At 40.3% G+C, this 19667-nt stretch carries 15 protein-coding genes and 1 riboswitch; of the genes, 2 read left to right on the top strand and 13 right to left on the bottom strand.

The genetic code is table 11. The annotated features are described in order from the left end of the window. Positions 1–643: 643 nt before the first annotated feature. The 6 genes from AC27IB_RS09605 to AC27IB_RS09580 form a co-directional block, all read right to left on the bottom strand. The gene (locus tag AC27IB_RS09605; protein WP_163088591.1) at positions 644–1222 is read right to left on the bottom strand and encodes a manganese efflux pump MntP; all 579 of its coding nucleotides are present in this window, start codon (positions 1220–1222) and stop codon (positions 644–646) included. Between the two features lie 6 nt (positions 1223–1228). Continuing rightward, positions 1229–1403, bottom strand: a riboswitch (yybP-ykoY riboswitch). A gap of 378 nt (positions 1404–1781) precedes the next feature. Next, entirely contained in the window at positions 1782–2654 is an 873-nt protein-coding gene (locus tag AC27IB_RS09600) for a cation diffusion facilitator family transporter (protein WP_487120537.1), read from the bottom strand. Positions 2655–2697: 43 nt separating this feature from the next. Then, positions 2698–5805, bottom strand: coding sequence for an efflux RND transporter permease subunit (locus tag AC27IB_RS09595; RefSeq protein ID WP_487120535.1), 3108 nt, complete (start codon positions 5803–5805; stop codon positions 2698–2700). A 15-nt stretch (positions 5806–5820) separates the two neighbouring features. After that, positions 5821–7002, bottom strand: a complete 1182-nt coding sequence (locus AC27IB_RS09590; protein WP_487120533.1) for an efflux RND transporter periplasmic adaptor subunit — start codon at positions 7000–7002, stop codon at positions 5821–5823. Between the two features lie 2 nt (positions 7003–7004). Then, complete coding sequence (locus AC27IB_RS09585; protein WP_105934849.1) at positions 7005–8285, bottom strand: TolC family protein; 1281 nt, start codon at positions 8283–8285, stop codon at positions 7005–7007. A 44-nt stretch (positions 8286–8329) separates the two neighbouring features. Further along, the gene (locus tag AC27IB_RS09580; RefSeq protein ID WP_241155619.1) at positions 8330–8686 is read right to left on the bottom strand and encodes a hypothetical protein; all 357 of its coding nucleotides are present in this window, start codon (positions 8684–8686) and stop codon (positions 8330–8332) included. A gap of 549 nt (positions 8687–9235) precedes the next feature. On the opposite strand from AC27IB_RS09580, the gene AC27IB_RS09575 reads away from it, so the two are divergent. Further along, positions 9236–10066, top strand: a complete 831-nt coding sequence (locus AC27IB_RS09575; RefSeq protein ID WP_073316902.1) for a helix-turn-helix domain-containing protein — start codon at positions 9236–9238, stop codon at positions 10064–10066. A gap of 166 nt (positions 10067–10232) precedes the next feature. Here AC27IB_RS09575 and AC27IB_RS09570 read toward each other — a convergent pair whose 3' ends face one another. The 6 genes from AC27IB_RS09570 to AC27IB_RS09545 all read right to left on the bottom strand — a co-directional run bounded on the left by AC27IB_RS09570 (position 10233) and on the right by AC27IB_RS09545 (position 17476). Further along, positions 10233–10619: a VOC family protein gene (locus AC27IB_RS09570; RefSeq protein ID WP_487120530.1), complete on the bottom strand. Its 387-nt coding sequence runs from the start codon at positions 10617–10619 to the stop codon at positions 10233–10235. A 20-nt stretch (positions 10620–10639) separates the two neighbouring features. Next, a complete protein-coding gene (locus AC27IB_RS09565) occupies positions 10640–11617 on the bottom strand; it encodes an isopenicillin N synthase family dioxygenase (protein WP_073316899.1) in 978 nt (325 codons plus the stop codon). A 1-nt stretch (position 11618) separates the two neighbouring features. Next, the gene (locus AC27IB_RS09560; protein WP_073316897.1) at positions 11619–12626 is read right to left on the bottom strand and encodes an isopenicillin N synthase family dioxygenase; all 1008 of its coding nucleotides are present in this window, start codon (positions 12624–12626) and stop codon (positions 11619–11621) included. A gap of 10 nt (positions 12627–12636) precedes the next feature. Further along, positions 12637–14937 carry a TonB-dependent receptor gene (locus AC27IB_RS09555; protein WP_073316895.1) on the bottom strand — a complete coding sequence of 767 codons (2301 nt, stop codon included), beginning with the start codon at positions 14935–14937 and terminating at the stop codon, positions 12637–12639. 251 nt (positions 14938–15188) lie between these two features. Next, positions 15189–16547, bottom strand: coding sequence for a tyrosine-type recombinase/integrase (locus AC27IB_RS09550; protein WP_123323875.1), 1359 nt, complete (start codon positions 16545–16547; stop codon positions 15189–15191). A gap of 458 nt (positions 16548–17005) precedes the next feature. After that, positions 17006–17476, bottom strand: a complete 471-nt coding sequence (locus AC27IB_RS09545; protein ID WP_487120543.1) for a beta family protein — start codon at positions 17474–17476, stop codon at positions 17006–17008. 742 nt (positions 17477–18218) lie between these two features. Between AC27IB_RS09545 and AC27IB_RS09540 the strand changes: the two genes are divergently transcribed. Further along, positions 18219–18665, top strand: a complete 447-nt coding sequence (locus AC27IB_RS09540; protein WP_487120527.1) for a hypothetical protein — start codon at positions 18219–18221, stop codon at positions 18663–18665. Positions 18666–18678: 13 nt separating this feature from the next. Here AC27IB_RS09540 and AC27IB_RS09535 read toward each other — a convergent pair whose 3' ends face one another. Continuing rightward, positions 18679–19383 carry an HNH endonuclease family protein gene (locus tag AC27IB_RS09535; protein WP_487120525.1) on the bottom strand — a complete coding sequence of 235 codons (705 nt, stop codon included), beginning with the start codon at positions 19381–19383 and terminating at the stop codon, positions 18679–18681. Positions 19384–19667 lie beyond the last annotated feature (284 nt).

Raw genomic sequence — 19667 nt, 5'->3', positions numbered from 1 at the left:
TGCCAATAAGTCGAAAAGAACAGTCGGTATTGTGACTTAGTAGCTTTTGACTCCGAAAGGGAATTTAGAGCGTGTGAATAATTTTCAAAACAAGCTTTTTGGGCAGCTTTATTTAAAGCTTCATATGAGGTATACCATACTCTTTTTTAATTTGCTTGGCATAGCGCTTGATGCCGCCGATCGTATTCGGCTGAATATCTTTATCCAACATTTTTAATCTCCTGGCTTGTTTTGAAGCGTCGCTCGTCTACCACTGAACAAACCCGAATAAAAATATTGAGTTAGCGAGATTATAAAAAGTAGAACTTAAAAAGCTTCGCAACGACGAGCGGCAGGCTCCTACCAAGAGCAATATATTTATAGGACAAACCCCACAACATTGCAACCCATACCTTCAGCTACCCACAGTTAGATAGGAGAAAGCCTGTTGCGGAGTAAAACTGTTCCCTATAGCTTATGGAAGCAGTGAAATAAGTCACGTTAACACGTATTAACGTGACCTTTTTATCAAGAGCTCTCTTTTTACGGTTCCGATTACACTGAATAAATTTGAAAAGACATGTCGCTAGTTTAGGGTAGGTTTATAACTTAGGTTACTACATAATAGCCCTGATTGCAGGGCGTTACTCTAATTATGAGATGATTATATTTGGTAGATATGAGAAATTAAAACCCATGTACCAACGGTAATCAGGACAATTCCCCCCACTGTTTCTGCTCGTTTTCCCACAATTAGTCCAAGCGCGCTACCAACCATTATGCCGATGGTTACCATCAAACATGTAGCTAATCCGATCATCATTGAAGCTAAGGCGATATTTACATCGACAAATGCTAAACTAATTCCTACTGCCATTGCATCAATACTAGTACCAATTGCTGTTAGAATGGTGATTAATATTGACTGGTTATTTATTCTTCCATCGTCTTTTTCGTCATCTTTTTCAGTAGGACTGAAAGACTTAAATATTGTGAAAGTACCTAATAACGATAATATGCCGAATGCTAACCAATGGTCCCAAGACACAATGAATGAAGAAGATAATTTACCCAATCCCCATCCCAACATTGGTGTTATTGCTTCTATGATACCGAATATTATTCCTGTTTTTAATGCAATTGATATTTTCGGTTTTCTTAAGTTAACGCCTTTTGCAATAGCGGCTGCGAAGGCGTCTGTAGACATTGCAAAGGAAAGGAAAATAAGTGCGAGTAGGTTCATTACTATAACTCTCTGGTTGGGCAATTGAGTCCACGATAAAACTACACGCCCAACCAGAGGTGTAATTCTATCGATGGTCTCGCCAACCAAAAAGGCGTTCATACCATGGTCTTTGACCAATTATGTTGATATGGACTTTTCCCAAATTGTAGGAAACAGGCTACTCCCCAACGAAGTGGAAGCAACCTTACCTCAAAATTTTAGATATGACAACTGCTTGATTGTCGCGATCTTGATTGTTCCACTCTGAGCTTTCTCAGACACTACCGAGCCGAAATAAATACTTTCCTCATACTTTTCAGCGAAAAGAGCATTAATTGAATAATTCAGATCTTTAGTTCGAAGAAATGCGTACTCAGAGTCAAACTCTTGATATCCCAATTCAAATAATCCTCTACCTATACGGTTAATTTTACCTAATGCTGGTATCAATTTAATATCGTATGGTCTGGCAAATAAAAAGTTATTGTAAAAAACGAACCAAAGATTAAATTTTAGCTTAGTCCTTGAATTTGAATTACTTTCAACTGTCATTGTTAACGAAGGAAAAGACTTCATATTACCCTTCCATGTTTTTACAGAAATCGTCAGTAAACTCTATTTCAATTGTGCTGTAGCTGAAGTCAAATTTTGCCAAGCTATCATAAACTTCAAGCTTCAATAGCTTATATTCTTCAATTATCTTCAAGTTACTTGTAATGTGTAAAGTAATAACATTATGTTCTCCGTCAAGTGACCAAATTTTTAAGTCATGGATATATTCAACTCTATCAACACTCCGGAGTTCATCTAACACTTGTTTGTATAAGTTTTTCTCTGGAACACCTTGCAAAAATAATTTTAAGGTTGCTAATAAGTTTCGAATTACATTAAACAATATAAAAAGCGTAAAGCCAATCGAAAGTAGGGGGTCTAAAATTGGCCAGTCGACAAATTGCATTACTATGGCAATAATTAATACAGCAACCCAGCCTAAAACGTCCTCCAATAAATGCCAGTTCAACACTCTCTCGTTTAGGGTATTTCCTCCCTGGAGTTTATACACAGCAAAGCCGTTTACAGCGACACCTAGAATCGCAAGTAATATCATGCCTTCTGTATTTGGAACGACCGGGTCTAATACTCGAGGAATGGCTTCTGATAATACCCAGATTGAGCCAAGGATAAGTACGGCTCCGTTAATAAATGCCCCTAACAGGCTGAGTCGCTTGTACCCATATGTGAAATTTTCATCGGCCTCTCTCTCTCCTAACTTATTGAGACACCAGGCGCTTCCAATAGAAATTGAATCGCCGAGATCATGAACAGCATCTGCCATTATAGCAGTGCTGTTCGTTAGCCAGCCGCCAATAAATTCAATAATTGTGAAGCTGAAATTTAATAGAAAAGCCCACCCAATTTTGTTTGAGCTATTCGAATGATTATGAGTCATAGAGGCTCCGGTGCGCCCGGAACATACCGGGCGTAAAATTTGATTAAGAGTTGCGTTTGTTATGTGCGAGCTGATAAAGCGCAGGTAATATAAACAGTGTCAGTAAAGTTGACGATATAATTCCCCCAATGACTACAGTGGCGAGCGGTCTTTGTACTTCAGCACCTGTTCCTGTATTAAGTGCCATGGGAACAAAGCCTAAGCTGGCCACTAACGCAGTCATCAAAACAGGTCGAAGCCGGATTATGGCCCCTCGAATTACTGAAGTATAAATATCACCATTTTCCTGCCAGAGTTGTCTGATGAATGCGACCATCACTAGTCCATTCAAAACCGCGACCCCGGACAAAGCGATAAAGCCTACTCCCGCAGAAATTGAAAGAGGCATACCTCTAATCCAGAGTGCCAGTACTCCTCCGGTTAAGGCGAGTGGTACACCAGTGAAAATTATCAGTGCATCTTTCACTGATCCAAACGCCATAATGAGTATGCCAACTATTAACGCAAGCGTAACCGGAACGACTAATGTCAACCGTTTGCTGGCGGATTCCAGTTGTTCGAAGGTACCACCAAGCTCGAACCAATACCCTTCCTTTATTTTCAAATCGGATTTAAGTCTTTTTTGTAAATCAACGACAAATCCTCCTAGGTCAGTTCCTCGTACGTTAGTCGTTACGACAACTCTGCGCTTTCCATTCTCTCGGCTGATCTGTGCAGGTGCTGGCTTTAACTCGAGGCTGGCCACCTCTTCAAGTGGTACAAAACTATTACCAACAGGAACAGGTAGGCTCTCTAATTTGTCAATATTCGTACGCAATTCTTCAGATAATCTGATTACAAGCTTAAACCGGCGATCGCCTTCATAGATTATGCCTGTTTCCTTGCCTCCTATGCTTGTTGAAACGAGTGCTTGAATGTCTGCTACGTTTAGGCCATACCTTGCGAGGGCTTCTCGCTTTGGTAATATAGACAGCATAGGAAGACCAGCAACTTGCTCAACTCGAGTGTCTGCGGCACCTTGAATCGACTTAGCAATCTCAGCTACCTCATTTGCAGTCACCAACAATTGATCTAAATCATCACCGAAAACTTTGACTGCAACATCAGCCCTTACGCCGGAAATCAATTCATTGAATCTCATTTGAATTGGTTGGGTAAATTCATAATTATTACCAGGCATTTTTGAGGCGACTGATTCAATTTCAGCCACTAAATCCGTTTTAGATTTAGCTGGATCAGGCCACTCTGATCGAGGTTTAAGTATTATAAAACTATCGGCTACATTAGGAGGCATCGGGTCTGTAGCGACTTCCGGTGTACCTATTTTCGCAAAGACTACCCCTACCTCTGGAATTTCCAACAGCGCATCTTCAAGTTGTTCTTGCATTTGAATTGATTGGTTTAGACCGGTACCCGTTATTCGTAAAGCCTGTAAAGCAACATCACCTTCATCCAGTTGAGGAATAAATTCAGAACCAAGTGTTGTTGCCAACCATCCGCAGAAGACAACAAACGCTAGTGCAGCCCCAAGAGCAGCAGCTTTAAATTTAAGAATAGCCCTAAGTGCTGGTTCGTAAGCCAGTTTCACCCAACGTATTAAAAAACTCTCCTTTTCACTGATTTTTCCCCCCATGAAAATTGCGATCGCTGCAGGCACTACCGTCAGTGACAAAATCATTGCCGCAATAAGAGCGATAACAACAGTTATTGCCATGGGATGAAACATCTTTCCCTCTACGCCTGTTAAAGTAAAAATAGGCAGATAAACAGCGGTTATGATCCCGACTCCAAATAAGCTGGGCCTGATTACTTCAATCGTTGCTATTTTCACTTCTTCTAGACGTTCCTTGAGTTGAAGAAGTCTGCCGTGATGCTGTTGCGCTTCAGATAAGCGCCTAATACAGTTTTCAACAATGATGACAGCGCCATCGACAATCAGACCAAAATCTAAAGCCCCCAAACTCATCAGATTTGCCGAAACACCTCTCTGGACCATTCCAGTGATTGTCATCATCATAGCAATAGGTATGATCGCAGCCGTAATAAGAGCCGCTCGGATATTGCCTAGTAGTAAAAATAATATGACAATTACGAGTAATGCTCCTTCCAGCAAGTTCTTCTGCACAGTGTTTATCGCTTTGTCGACCAGTGTAGTTCGATCATAGGCAGGTTCAGCAACCACCCAGCTTGGTAACGATCTTTGAATTTCAGTTAATTTACTGGCAGTTAAAGCTGCAACTTCCCTTGAGTTTTCTCCCAGCAACATCATGACCGTTCCCATCACTGTCTCTTTACCATTTCTTGTAGCAGCTCCGGTCCTCAGCTGCTTACCCAAGCCTACAGTTCCAATATCTTTTATTAGAACAGGAACAGATCCTTTTTTTCCTACTACGACATTTTCGATATCCTTTATCCCTGTCAATTGACCTGGAGAGCGAACAAGAAGTTGCTCGCCATTTTTCTCAATATAGCCTGCTCCAGCATTATCATTGTTTAAATATAGTGCTTCAGAAATGTCTTTAAGCGAGACTCCCATCTCCAGCATTTTTACAGGGTCGGGATTGACGTGATACTGCTTGTCATAGCCCCCAATAGTGTTTACTTCTACTACTCCCGGCACTTGGGCTAACTGTGGTCGAATAATCCAATCTTGTACCTCTCTTAAAGCCATTGGCGTAACCGGGGAGCCATCGGGCAACGTGGCTCCATCTTTCCCTTCCAGCGTATATACGAAAATCTCGCCTAGCCCTGTAGCGATTGGCCCCATTTCTGGTTCAAGGCCATCAGGTAAAACACTTTTAAGGTTAGCAAGTCTTTCGTCGATTAAATTTCGGGCAAAAAAGATATCCGTTCCTTCTTCGAAAATAACAGTAATCTGTGAAAGACCATACCTCGATATAGAACGTGTATAGGATAAGTTAGGCAAGCCATATAGTGCTGTTTCGACAGGAAATGTTATTCGTTGTTCAGCTTCTAATGGTGAGTACCCCGGAGCTTTGGTGTTAATCTGAACCTGTACATTTGTAATATCTGGTACAGCATCAATAGGTAATCGCTGGTAGCTCCAAACGCCGATCCCAATTAAGATTAGTGCAAGAACAAGAAACAAAAAGCGTCTTTCTACTGAAAGACGAATAATATTATCAATCATTTATCGTCTCCAGGATTAGTGAGCGTGAGAGGCACCGGATTTTTCAAGATCCGCTTTTATCAGAAAGCTATTTTTTGAAACGTAAATTTGACCAGCGATTAAGCCACGCTTTACTTCAGTGAAGTTGTCATCTTTTATACCCAGCTCGACAGGGACAGCTTGAAACGTGTTACCATCGTTTAAAAATACAACTGAGTTACCATCCATTGATTGGATAGCTTCATTCTCAACGCGAAGCGAAACATCGATTTTCTGAGCATCAACTACACCTGTAACCATATCGCCGGGGGAGAATTCTCCTTCGGTATTAGTGATTTCAACAATTGCGATCTGATAAGGTTCAAGTGAACCTGACGGAATGAGAAATTTGACCTTTGCATCTTGCTGTCGGGAACCTTTTTTTATGTGGATATAAGAGCCCGGCTTTATTGTATCCCGCTTGGATGGAAATACTTTCAATTCTGCCCAAAGCGTTTCAGCGTCGACTATTTTATAAAGCGTTTCACTGGTAACCAACTGCCCGACATTAACATTTCGACTTACTACCGTACCCGAAATTGGCGCTTTCACGATGTAGGTTTGTAAGCTGTCATTTGATTGAATTTTTGCAATTACATCGCCAGCCTTCACGCTGTCACCAACATCCGAAGCGAGAGTTTCTACAACTCCCGAGAACCGCGCATTAACTTCAGCCTTATTCTTGGCTGGAATTACAAGAGTACCCAACAATTCGATATGTCTTTCAATGGTCCCACTCTGAACTTCGGAGGTTGCTAATTGAAACTTTTCAGTTAATTCTCTTGAGATCTGTGTTCTTCCCTCGAAGTTTTCCCACTCCCAGGAATACTTTCGTCTTTTGTCAGTCAGATAAATAGTAGCCCTAAAAGAATGAGGTTCAGACAGAGCTTTTATTGACCGCAAAACCCCCTCTGAAGTTTGAAACTCAAATTTTTCTGAGCTTGAACCTAACTTCTGTAGCTCTATAGAAAAGGAATCAGGGATAAATGGCTTCCCATCTTCAAAAGTCGAGGCAATAATTACAGAGCCCTCGGGGCTTTCATCGATACTTACTTCTATTTTGATGTTACCTTTCTGGAATATATTTTGGTTGTCATTTGAATTGGTGACATCTTCACTTGCGGTCGCGATAGATGTCACAGTGCCGATAAGAAATAAAAATAAAATTTGCTTTAGCATAATTAATCCTGGAGATTGAAAGTGAATGATTTCAGAGATTGCCCTGTCCATTGTTCGATAAGTGCTTCATTGAGCAGGGTGGCTTCGCGATAGTTGATGAGACTCCGTTGAGATTGGAGAAGTGCATCACGTGAAGCAAACCATTCTTGATAAGTGTAAATTCCCTTTTGATAGCCCTCCTTGGTCAGCTCCAATGCTCTTTCCAAATCAGGCATTACTTCTTTTTCCAGGTGCAATGCTGCCTGTGAACTAAAATTTATGCTTTTCGTTGCTTTAAATAGAATCGCTTTTACATCGAGATACTTGGTGTCTCGCTCTAATAACTCCGCCTCCTTACTAGCAATTGCAGATTTGACTGCACCCGAATTCCTCTTCTCAGCAAATAGTGGAATTGAGGCACCAAAAACTAACGATGTATCTTGAGCTCCTTGATTCCTTCTAACACCTACAGACCAAGATAGGTCTGCGGTATTATCAGACTTAGCCAACTGAATCTCAGCGTCCTTCAGGTCAAGTGACTTAATTAGTAAATCCGCATTCGATGATGATAAGAATTGGTTAAAAAGTGTTTCGTAGGAATAATTTGTAGCGGGTGAATTTAAAGAACCAGTAAGCGTGATATCTTCATAATTGCCCTGCCAGAATAGTGTGAGAGATTGCAGGGCTATCTCTTCATTCACCTTTGCTGTCGCAAGTTCTAATTTCGCTTGATTTAAAGCCGATTTAGCTCTGAACAATTCAGCATCATTCGTTGCACCACTTTTTATTCTATTAGTGATTACAGTAAGAGCGTCTTCAGCTAAGCTCACACTTCGCTCAGCTATTTGCAGACGCTCCTGTTGTGCCAGAACGCGAATATACTGCTGAGTGAGCCCACCAAGTAGTGAGAGAGACATTGAATACTGCTCTGAATCTAAAAGGGCAGCTCTGGCATCCACAACCTGTGTTCTTGCACTCTTCTTACCACCAAGTTCATACACTGAAGATAGAGAGATGGTTGCTTCTGCTGCTTGAACTCCCGAAGTCGAACTCGTGCCCATCACATTCTCTAGACTAGCACCTACGGTGTAAGCTGGAGAAAGCAAAGCTTGTTGGCGATCTCCCTCAAGAGCTCTAGTAAGAGGTCTGAATTTCAATAATGTTGGATGACGACTGAGAGTTAGTTGAACAGCATCGTCTAAAGTTACTTGTTCTGCTAACGCTTTGGCTTGAGATAGCACCAATGCACTAGTCAGTATTCCGGCGCGCATAAATACACGCACAGGGAACTGTGAATTTTTCATGAAATATAATCCTAGTCAGTTAAAAAAACGAAAGATGACAGGGATTAAATTCTTGGAGGACGCTCTATTTGGTTAATGAAACGGCTAGGTGAAGCTTCGAGATAAACTGAAGCTAGGGTAGGGGATTTTTTCAGAAACGTGCTGTCATTATCAAGATAGAAAGCAATATGGGTGAAATGGCCATGACACGAACAGCAATGATCACAATCATTTCCTGTGCCTAAATCATAAGCATTAGGCAGTTCGATTAACGTACTTTCGGTACATACTTCGTTGCTAATAAAATGTTCTTGTTCAAAAGAAAATGCGTCAGAAACTATCAACAAAAATTGCGCGCACAACAGCAAAGCGGCCAGAACCACTTTAAAACTTTTGCTAATGCGGAAATTCTTTTTCGACACAACATTCCTCTTCATGAAGGTTGATTATCTCTTAAAATATAGCTAGGGTCAATGAATGAGCGATCTATTCAATACAGATATGAGACCAACACAGTGTAAGGAAGCCATTTGAACCTATTAAATGCTTAATTTAACTATGGAAGTAGAAAACTACCACCTTGCCAGCTCATGTATAATCCGACAACGCAAATCAGTACGCCGGATAAATAGGTCATGTTAATAAGCATTAACGTCACTTATTTAGAAGTGGAAACTGATTGCTTATCTATTTCTTAATTCTTTTAAATAGATTTATTAAAGGCAACGATTATATTTGTCGATAAACACTGGAACAACTGGGTGTCTTGGGCGATGTGAAGCCTACTAAAATCCGCAACCCAGTCCAAAAAGATCGGCATAACTTATGCTTTATCTTAGTCCTAGACGTATTGGTCAAATTTTACTTAATTCTGTCTAGGTTTTGCACCTTATTGATGCGTTTTCAAAGTGTTTAAGGTTCTGGTGGTGCAATGCATTGATTAAGTAGCACGCAAAGGGTAAGAGATTTGTATGCAATTATTGAGAAACTTTAAATCATTTGATTTTGGAGAAGCTACCTTCCGCTATTATGGTACGTATGGACCTGTAAATGGCCTCGTTATTCAGCTCGTACAATTGTTTGAAGGTGATTGTATTGTAAAAATAGATGAACAAGATTATATTCTGAGAAAAGGTGAAACGTCGTTAATCATAGCAAAACAAAAACTCGAATACATTTATCCTGCAGAAACAAGTCACAGAGTACGTTGGTGCAACGTTAAGTTACAAGGCCATTCTCAATTACCCTCATTAATATCATCACAATATACAATATCAACCACTGAAAAATTAGATTTTATTTTTCAGTCCGCATTAGAAGTTGAGTATACCGATTCGGTAAATGCATCGATTCTTCGGGACTCTTACGGTCAGACTTTGTTTAACGAGTTTGTGAATGAAATCGAAGAGGAAGAATTCAAGTCGCCTCTCCCTTTACCAGTAAGGGAGTGCCTTAAATATATCAACAGAAATCTAGTTTCGGATATTTCTGCTAAATCGGTGAGCGAAGATTTAAAGTATTCCTACGCATTTATGAATAGTATTTTTAAGAAAAATATAGGGTTAAGCATCGCGAAGTACATCTGGACAGAAAGAGTCAATAAGGCCTATCAACTTTTAACTGAAGAAGACTATTCAGTATTAGAAATATCAGAAATTTGCGGGTTTAAAAATCAACAACACTTTTCTAGAGCTATAAAAGAGCAATTCAAAAGAACTCCGACCGAGATAAGAAGGTTAACACGTAGATATAATTATACTCAAATTTGTAGCGAACAAACTTACAATAACGCTGCTGTATAAAGATATTTGCATGAAGCCTTTGCTCTTCTTTAGTAATGATTATGACTTCAATATGAATCTGTTAACTTTGGGTTTCGGAATATGATTCTGTCAAAAATGGCGGCAAAATAAATTAAGCCGCCTATCTTATCATAAACTTAATAATCAACGTTTCGGTGGCTATGTCTTACATGGTTGATATTCTGTAAACGTTACCATCAATGTCTTGTAAAACACTCTGATACCATCCGTAATAGGTATTGAATGGCGATTTTAGGAGTGTTGCACCGTTAGCAATGGATTTTTCAGTTAATTCGTCAACCTCTTGAATATTATTTGCTTCAAATGTAATTACGTGGTGGGTTTCCTTTACTTCATTTACCGGTTTCTGGATATCTAACAAATCGTAAGCGTCAAAACTACTAAACCCTAACTTCGATACACCAGTATCAAAGCCTATGAAATAATTTGATCTACTTTCTTCTATTTCTTTAAATCCAAAAACATCACAATAAAATTTACTAAGGCGTTCGATATCTTTCGAAAATATATTTAAATAAGACAAGGAGTTCATTTTTAATTCACTATATTATTTCAAAGACCATATGTTTTGCTATACATGTACGCAATGTGTTTACCAACGGTGGTTGGTTGATAATCTGGATTATTATCTTTTGGCATACACGTAGATACACAGGACACTTCATAAAAATAATCAGGGTCAAAAAATGTTGGGCATGAATAACGTGACCGGCCTGAATTATTGTTCAAAACCCTATGCATATTCGAGTGATAAAGACCATTAGTTAGTACTTTGATCATTTCTCCCAAATTAACTACAAATGTACCTGGTATAGGAGGAGCCGTTAGCCAGTCTCCAGCCGCATTTTGCACTTCCAGCCCACCAATATCGTCCTGTAACAAAACTGTGAGCATTCCCCAATCTGTATGTGCACCAGCTCCTAATTGATTCTTCTCTCCATGATTTAGCTGCTCAGGATAATGTAATAACCTAGAAAAAATCATTGGTTCGTCAAGTCCTTCAGCGAAATAGTCTCGGGGTAGGTTAAGAGACAAAGCGAGTATTTCTATCAGATCTTTAGCTAAGCCTGTAACGTGATGTAAATACTCATTATATTGTTCTTTAAAACCTGTTGGGCTGTGAGGCCATTGATTAGGCCCACAGTTGGGCACTTTTTTTGAGACGTAAGGGTGCGAAGGTGACAGGTCATTTCCGATAACAAAACCTTCTTTCAGGTCTGCGGGGGAGCCTTCATCTAAAACTTGCGCAGCTACAGGTTCATACCCACGTACAATTTCCCAATTTTTGGAGTAACATTCCATTTTCACATCATCTGGTTGAGAAAAATACTTCTTTGCCAAATCGAGTTGCGCATCCATTAATGCTAATGGGACTTTATGTCCTTCCACATAGAAAAATCCAGTTTCACGAGCCGCTTTATGTAGCTCCCACGCAATTGATTTTTGCTTTTCTAAATCATTAGAATAAAAGTCACTTATGTCAATTAAAGGAATTTTATTTGGTGCTTTTGGTGGTTCGTAAATAATCATATTATTCTCCAATCTCATTAAATTTTGATGTTTTGTTCATTTTGTTAATTTTTGACATTAGATGTTCATAAGCTGTCGTCGTAGGATATTTTGATGATTTCTCTAATCCTGGTATTGTTTCGATGACAGCATCAAAATTAGGTTGGTGAAAAAAGACTATTGATTGCCTATCGGAATTCGAGTCCTTTGTTTTAGGATTTATGACGCGATGAATATTGGAAACCCATTTACCTCCAGTCCAATAAGACATCAAGTCCCCCAGATTAACAATAAAACTATTGTCAACAATTGGCACGTCTTTCCATTCACCTAATTTGTTTTTAACTTGAAGTCCCGGCTTATTTTCTGCTTTAAGAATAGTAAGTGAACCATAATCAGTATGGGAGCCAGCTCGAATTTGAGACGGAGAATATGAGTTCTTCTGCTCTGGATAATTTGCAGCAACTAGATTTGTCATATGCTTATCAATTTTTGATGAAAACCAGAATTCGTCGACTCCTAAAGATAATGCAAACATTCTCATTATTCGTTCAGCAAGAGCTTCCATTTCTCGATAATATTCTAGTAATGCTATTTTAAATTCAGGTAATGTATTGTCGGGCCAAATATTCGGAATAAATATCTCTTGAGCCAAACCTGTTTTGTAATAATCGTCACAAGCGGGACCTAACTCCCTATTTAACGTGAAGTATTCTCGCAAGTCAGGTAAAGCCTCTTTATCGCCTAATGTAGCTCCAAGGTTTCCAGTCTCCATGCCAAAGTACCCCCGATAGTAGGATTTACTCTTAGGCGAGAATTCTTTCTTTTTATCAGTAGGGAGTGAAAAGAAGGCAGAAACCTGTTGTTGAGCTTTTTTAACTACATCTAGGTTTACACCATGGTTTGACAGTACTAAGAAACCAATGTTTGTAACAACATTTCCTATTTCTTCTGCTAACTTAAATCTTTCATTTATTTTTTCAGAATATGCATTTGAAAAGTCAATTACAGGTACATCTAAATAATCCATTTTTTCTTCCTTATTCAAAGCTGTATTTAAATTTTATTGATATATTTCGGGGCTTGTTGGGGACATGTGTCACTGAGCCAAATTCTATAAAATCAAAAGATTGAACTCTGTATTGTTCGTCCGTTAGGTTGTTGATAGAAATAGAGTATTTGTACTTTCCATCATTTCTGGTTGTTGATAGCGCAATATCAGATAAAAAATAAGAATCTGCTGTTAATAGAGGATTATTTCTAACATCGTGAAAGACGCGGTCAGTATAGCTAACGCGTAAATTGAGGTTTGTTTCCCAGTCAGAGAATAGATTCCACCAAGAGTCATATGAAATAACTACTTTCAATGGAGGCGCGAAAGGAACATCATTACCTGATAGGTTTTCGCCATTCGCACTTATAAAATCGGTATATTTCGCGTGTATAAATGATAACCCTAGGTTAATAGAGTTATAATCATTAAGATTTATATTTGCTCCTATTTCGCCTCCTTTATAAATTCCCTTACTAGCATTAGTTACTATAAAGTTCTGACCACCGAATTGATTGGATGTAACATCAAAAACGTGGATATCCCTATAATCGTAGTAGTAAAAAGCGGTATCTAAGACAACTCTTCCTGCAAACAATGATGACTTAAACCCTACTTCATAGGCCATTAAATCCTCTGGCTTGTAGCTATTAAATTCGCCAGGATCTCCGAATCCTGCTCCGGCACCACCACTCTTGTAACCATTGCTTACAGTAGAATAGAGCATTGTATTTTCAGAAATTTCTTGCTGAAGTCCAATGGTCCAGGAAATATCAGTAAAAGTCTGATCTGATATAGACCCTTCTACATCTCCGGGGGCAAAATCGAGTGCTGTAGGTCTAATACTGTAATGATCAAAGTAAACAGAATCATTTGTGTATCTAAGCCCAGATAGAAAATACAACCCTGATGTTAAAGGATATTTTAAGTTGCCGTATATGGCCTTGGATAGCTGTTTCTGATAAAACTCTTGGTCTGTTTCTAGGCCAAAGAAAACGTACTTATTGTCTGCGGACAGTTCATCAGATGATATATATAATCCGAGATCCCAATCAAACTCATCTTGTGCATTTGAAGTTATCTGAAATTCTGATGAAGCCGTTTTGAAATTAGATTTATAGTAATTATTAGAAAGCATATATGCGCCGCCATCGGCATCATACTGACTATCTCTTTTAAATCGGTCAAATGCGATAATATGTTTAACGCTGAATGCAGGAAAATCATAGTTTAATTTTCCGTAGAGGCCATATGAGTCAGAGTTTGCATCGCCGAAAAAGTCATGGTCACCAGCACTGGTATCCCCCCTCTCACCAACGCCGTCAGAATCTCGATAACCTAAGTAATCGATGCAATCAATTCTCGAACGAGGGTCACAAGTTGGCTCATAAGTTACGGGGTCTACTATACCTACATACTGAAATGTTCCGCCGTCAGCTCTACGACGCATAGAATGTATCATTAACTCGTAGTTAAATAGCGTTGACGGATTCCAATCAAGTAATAATCTCGTTGCAAGTAAATTTTCAGCGTTAAGGCTATTGTTTTTAAGTGTACCCGGAAAACCATCGCCCTTCGGTTCAGATGCCCGGCTTGAAGCCCACCCATCATCATTTACGTATTTGTAGGCAAATCGAAAGTTGGTTGTTTCTGATATAGGTCCAGTAATAGCTCCTGCACTTTTAATTTCATTGAAAGATCCAACACCTAAATCAAAATAGCCGGAGAAAGTATCTTCTGGCTTAGCGGTAACATATTTTATTAGTCCACCTGTTACATTCCGCCCATAGCGGGTACCTTGTGGGCCTTTCAATACTTCAATTCTTTCAAGATCGAAAATAGGAGCGGTATGTTGGAACGTATTTGGGAGATAAACATCGTCTATGTAAACACCTACAGTTGGATTGGTGTTTGACGCAAAATCTATACTGCCAGACCCTCTAATCCACGCTTTCGCCTGTTCAGATGAAGACACCGCTCGTATTTCTACTCCCGGAAAATATGAACTCAGATCATTAGTAGTGTCTACATCAAATGATTCAATTTTCCCCGCAGACAAAGTATCTATTGCTATTGGTACACTTAGTATAGATTCTGCTTTTCTAGTTGCTGTCACGACGATACTTTCTACCATCTCCTCAGCGTTCACTTGCTCTGGACTTAAAATGAAATTAGCCAAAAGCAGTGTTGTAAAAACTTTTAAGTTTGATTTGAATTTACTATTAGCATTTATATTTCGTTTAAAGTGATCAAATTGTCGTTCTGACTGTTCGACATATAGAATTTTCATTGATTATCCTTCCCAAGGTTGTGCCTTTAGGAAGATAATCGATGAGATCCGATATTTGCTTATCTCAAATCTCTATAATAGTTTTTGTTTAATAGATATTAAGTAAACGGAAATTATTACAGATAAGTTGTCGCGTAAGATTTTGATTTAAAATGTTTTTATTTTTTTATAATGATGAAAATAAGATAAATTAAACTGAATGAATCCTATGAAATTAAGAGGCGTGTTTATCTTTGACTGGCGAGTTATAGTTAAATACAACCACGTTTCTTGTACTCTGCCGCCCATTCTTTAAAACGTTTTTCGTCGCGTTCAGCACTCTTAGCTCGCCTTTCTAGTGTTTTGTTCGAAACGGGCTTTGGCTTAGTTTTATCGAAAGTTACACCTGATAATTCGTCGGCAAACATTTCAGGTCTTACATGACTGTAATGTTGTTCAATCATAGCAACACTAGTACCACACTGTTTAGCAATAACGTCCATGCTTGTGCCTGCCAGCAGTTGCCATGTAATGTATGTGTGGCGTAACGAGTATAGTGTCCTTGGTACATCTGAATGCGTTTTAAGGTTGTTATTCTGAAGAACCTTTTCAAATGCCTTGCCTAACTGTGGTGTTGTTTCACCGTTAGCCAATCGGAATAATTTTTGACTTGGTGTTCTATGTGGAAACCGTTCGCGGAGTCGGGATATCGCGCCAATGACATCTTTTTTGCAGACGATTTTTCGTGTGCCAGTGTGTTTAGTTGTTTTACCTTTGCGTACGTTGATAAAGAACTGTGCTTTACTTCCTTGGGCTTTTAGTTCTATATCACCCCAGGTGATGCTTTCCATCTCTGTGCCCGGACGGATGCCGGTATTTACTGCAATCTCACAGTAATCATAAAGCAGCTCTCTGATTTGCCTTGTCTTCTCGGTGTGAGCGTTACGTTCACTTTCGTAAATACCATCAATTACAGCATCATACTCTTCTTCTGAAAAAGCGGCTCGACGTGTTCCTGATTTACCTTTCGACGACAATACTGGCACTTGTATCGGAATCATCCACTTGTGTTCAATAGCTTCTTTAAACACTAAGTTAAGCGCAGCATTATGGGTCTTTAACGTTGATGAAGCCGGTGTTCTGCCGAATTGTTTAATACGCCACTCATCAAATTTTTTAATGGCGTCTTGGTCTATCGATGTAACGTATGTTCTGTCAAAGTAGGGGATGTGATATTTGCGGAGAGCTAGGGAGTAGTCATGACGAAATTTCTTTTCGGTATTTTTGTTCCCTTCCTGGCTCTCTATAAAGTCAATCAAGGTCTCAGGGATTCGTTCCTTGGGTTTTTCAGGAGAGGTGACATTAAGCTCTCGTTCAAGTTTTTCAATAACTCTTTCCGCTACATACCGGAATCTTTTGCTTTGAACTAGCGTATTGGTTTCGATTCGGATTTCGTGGTCGAGAAATATTCGATGTGCCATAGCGATGGCTTCGTCTTTATCTTTCTTTTTAGTTGATTTGCAGTACCACGTATTGAACAGTACAAATCGCGCATACCAACGTTCGCTGTTATCTTGTTTGAAGATGTACAGCGTGTCGTTTATGTCATGTCTAGCAATCTGTTTAGCCATGCTGCTAGTAGAACAGGTTATATGTTGATTTGCAAAGAATTTGCAAAGCTATTTTATGTTTTAATTAGGTTTTTGATTTATATCATTTTTATGGCTAAGCTGTCTATTGAAAATCCGCGTGTCCCTGGTTCGATCCCGGGTCGAGGCACCATTCTTAGAAGCCCTTGCAGAAATGCGAGGGCTTTTTTGATCTTAGCGTCGAAAATTCTCATTTAACGGGACACGCGTACGTGTCGCCTGCCGGTCACCGTGAGTCGCGATCCCGGGTCGAGGCACCATCATAGAAGCCCTTGCAGAAATGCGAGGGCTTTTTTGATCCCGGCGTTAGACATTCTTAGTAATCGGGACACGCGGGCGTGCCACCTGCCGGTCACCGTGAGTCGCGATCTCGGGTCGAGGCACCATTCATACAGAAGCCCTGATCAGGAATGGTCGGGGCTTTTTTGTCTTCAGAGATATTATGAACTTAATCTGTTGTTTGTTATGGAGCCATGCGTTGAGCGAGCTTTTCTATTAAATAGTGTTCTTTCGTACTCTTTAACTTCTTCTACAACGAAAGCTAAATGATGATTAGTGTCGATTTTTATCCACCTTTGAGCATTGCCACCGAAATCTCCATTTTTGCAATTCTCAATCTCTTTATCTCCACAACTGAAATTTAGACCAGTGTAGTATGGTGAGCTAATCACTTTGTCTGCTAGCAAGCAATGTTGCATTCCTATTGGGGCTACTTTCATAGAGTGGCCCCTAGCAATGAAGAATTCATTATCTTTTGTATATCGAATTTTTCCGTTTGTATTGGGGTTAGGAATTCCTTCTGCGCTGTTAGGTCCTCTCACGCCATAATCTCCGAAGTAAATATTTGAGTCTTCATATTGCTCTCTAGCATTTTTCCATAGCAACATTTCTTTCCTCAAAACAGTTCCAATGGAATTAGTTTTGCTTACTGCTTAATCTATTGTCTTAGGTAGGGAGCAACCGGCAATCGAATAGCTTCTAAAATTAAATGGCTTTAGAAGTTGAAAAATCATATCGAAATCATCTATTAATTCTGGAATATTAGGCATTGTGATATCTTCAAAGTCTTAAATAACGTGGCAAGTTGTGGGGTTTATTCCAAAAGTGTCGATAATCGCACTCACTGACAGTGTCTATGAAGAACTCCGGTTGCGCAGCATCACCAACTCAAATTGTTTGGCGACTTTAGAATACCACCAACAGGCAGTTGATCGTCTGTCACCCATTAGCCATGAATGGTGCACTTATTATCTGAATTCGGGGACTCTAATATAGAGTGCTTGGGAGAAGGATAGCTGTATCACATTGCTTGCTGTGCATCAGTTTCACGATGAGTTGAGCACTGCGCCATCTTCGATGGCAAGGTATTTAGGTTGTGGTTGGTAAGCCCCCAGTTTTCTAGACATCTTCAAGCTGCTGATAATACTGCTTTTCATATCTGACTGGAGACAGTCCACCATTTGTACCATGATTGCGTCGTGGATTGTAGTGCGGTCTGAGTATTGAATTAGCGCTGGTAAGCGCAGTGTAAAAGTATGCCGGGGTAAAGCCCCGCCTGACTAAACGATTACGGTTTGGTAATACCTTTACCGGGTGGTAGGCTGCTAAGAAGTTACTCGCATCCGCACCTTATTCAGGTAGAGAAACGCCACAATGACAATAGTTTTCATCTTTGCCGTGCTTAGTTTACTGATGGTGTTAATGCGCAGGCCCAGGATCAGACTGACAACGATTGACCTGCCTGGCGCCGGTGACACCCTCACTATCGTTGACAACTCATTACTTGTTGATTACCCGATTGATGATAAATCGGGAAGAGCGGCCCGATGGTTAGCCAAACATAACCTGCCAACTTCGCTCAGCATGATCAACAAGATGTCACCAGTGGTGAATGATTATACCGACAAGCCTTCATTGTTACCTGCTGGCACCAAGGCGACCCTGACGAATGTCCGCCTTCACTACTCGCCGGGCTTTTTCAGGCTGTTTCAGTCCAAATCGCAATACCGCCTCTTAACGATCAACGAACTGAGCGTGTGGGTGCTGGATGATACGATTTCGATATTACAATGGCGGGCTTCGCAGTCTAACTCCCTTTAGAGGGAGGCGCCCTTCAGCCTGTTGTCGCACAGGCGGATACTTGTTTATTCAGGACTCTGGTTTCTGTTGCTTTCAATGACAATTGGTACTTGCGTATCACCCGCTGAAATCGTTCCAGGTACTGACAACGGAATTGCTGGTTGGCAGGCATCCATTCAGTGGGGCCTTTTGCGCCCTTTGAACGGTTGGCAGATAAACTCACGGCAATCACATTTAGTGTATCGTTAGCGAAGGCTGCTCTGATGTTCTCCGGCCACGTATTTGCCCCATGCTCGTAGGCCCATTTGAGCGGTACGATATGATCAATGTCGAGGTCATTATCGTCGGTAAAGATATTGTTGGTGTAGGGGTCGTACCAACGTCCGCTTTTCACCTGACATCCGGCCGCATCAGCGAACGCCACCGGAATATCAGACTGTCGGATAAGCGTTTCAGCGCGGGTGTCGCGGCAGTTACCATCTTCATCCAGCCAGTGCGGAAACAGCTTTCGGTGGTAACCATCTGCCATGGTTGAGGAGGTTGTTGCAGTATAACCCGAATAGGCTTTGCCGCCGGCCGCCAGACAATTTGGCATTGTCTTGTAAGCGGTGTAATGGCTGGTTCGTTCGTACCATTGACTGTGCTTGTCATGGCATAACCCGGAACCAGACCGTTTTACGATGTCGGCGGCACTAATGGGCAGGCTGAAAAGCAACAGGAAAACAACAAACTTCGCCATGAAAAAGAGCCACTTCACTCAATACTACTTCACTGCGGGCTACTGTAATTTCAGGTGTGTTTGGTTTCAAGGGAAATTTCAATAACAGAAGGGGATTTCACAGCGGGATCAATTTCAAGCGAAGTACTTACCGCACAGCAGGCGCTTAATCGTAGGATTAGGTTTGCAAATCAGAGAAACAGGCAAGCGGTATTTGCTGCGGTTAAGCACAATAGAGTGACGTAAAAGCAACAACACTCTGTATTCCCGGTTTGCCTTGTTAGCTTCTCTCAGCAATGGCTTAT

This window comes from Alteromonas sp. 4NH20-0104, from assembly GCF_057547795.1.
Note: the sequence above shows the minus strand (reverse complement) of the source record. Positions and strands in the feature narration are given on the sequence as shown.

What these genes read in the sequence shown, in the direction of transcription:
- AC27IB_RS09570 (WP_487120530.1), bottom strand. Translation starts at nt 10,619, where the DNA reads ATGAACTCCTTGTCTTATTTAAATATATTTTCGAAAGATATCGAACGC.
- AC27IB_RS09600 (WP_487120537.1), bottom strand. Translation starts at nt 2,654, where the DNA reads ATGACTCATAATCATTCGAATAGCTCAAACAAAATTGGGTGGGCTTTT.
- AC27IB_RS09550 (WP_123323875.1), bottom strand. Translation starts at nt 16,547, where the DNA reads ATGGCTAAACAGATTGCTAGACATGACATAAACGACACGCTGTACATC.
- AC27IB_RS09555 (WP_073316895.1), bottom strand. Translation starts at nt 14,937, where the DNA reads ATGAAAATTCTATATGTCGAACAGTCAGAACGACAATTTGATCACTTT.
- AC27IB_RS09605 (WP_163088591.1), bottom strand. Translation starts at nt 1,222, where the DNA reads ATGAACCTACTCGCACTTATTTTCCTTTCCTTTGCAATGTCTACAGAC.
- AC27IB_RS09535 (WP_487120525.1), bottom strand. Translation starts at nt 19,383, where the DNA reads ATGGCGAAGTTTGTTGTTTTCCTGTTGCTTTTCAGCCTGCCCATTAGT.
- AC27IB_RS09585 (WP_105934849.1), bottom strand. Translation starts at nt 8,285, where the DNA reads ATGAAAAATTCACAGTTCCCTGTGCGTGTATTTATGCGCGCCGGAATA.
- AC27IB_RS09560 (WP_073316897.1), bottom strand. Translation starts at nt 12,626, where the DNA reads ATGGATTATTTAGATGTACCTGTAATTGACTTTTCAAATGCATATTCT.
- AC27IB_RS09595 (WP_487120535.1), bottom strand. Translation starts at nt 5,805, where the DNA reads ATGATTGATAATATTATTCGTCTTTCAGTAGAAAGACGCTTTTTGTTT.
- AC27IB_RS09575 (WP_073316902.1), top strand. Translation starts at nt 9,236, where the DNA reads ATGCAATTATTGAGAAACTTTAAATCATTTGATTTTGGAGAAGCTACC.
- AC27IB_RS09565 (WP_073316899.1), bottom strand. Translation starts at nt 11,617, where the DNA reads ATGATTATTTACGAACCACCAAAAGCACCAAATAAAATTCCTTTAATT.
- AC27IB_RS09590 (WP_487120533.1), bottom strand. Translation starts at nt 7,002, where the DNA reads ATGCTAAAGCAAATTTTATTTTTATTTCTTATCGGCACTGTGACATCT.
- AC27IB_RS09540 (WP_487120527.1), top strand. Translation starts at nt 18,219, where the DNA reads ATGACAATAGTTTTCATCTTTGCCGTGCTTAGTTTACTGATGGTGTTA.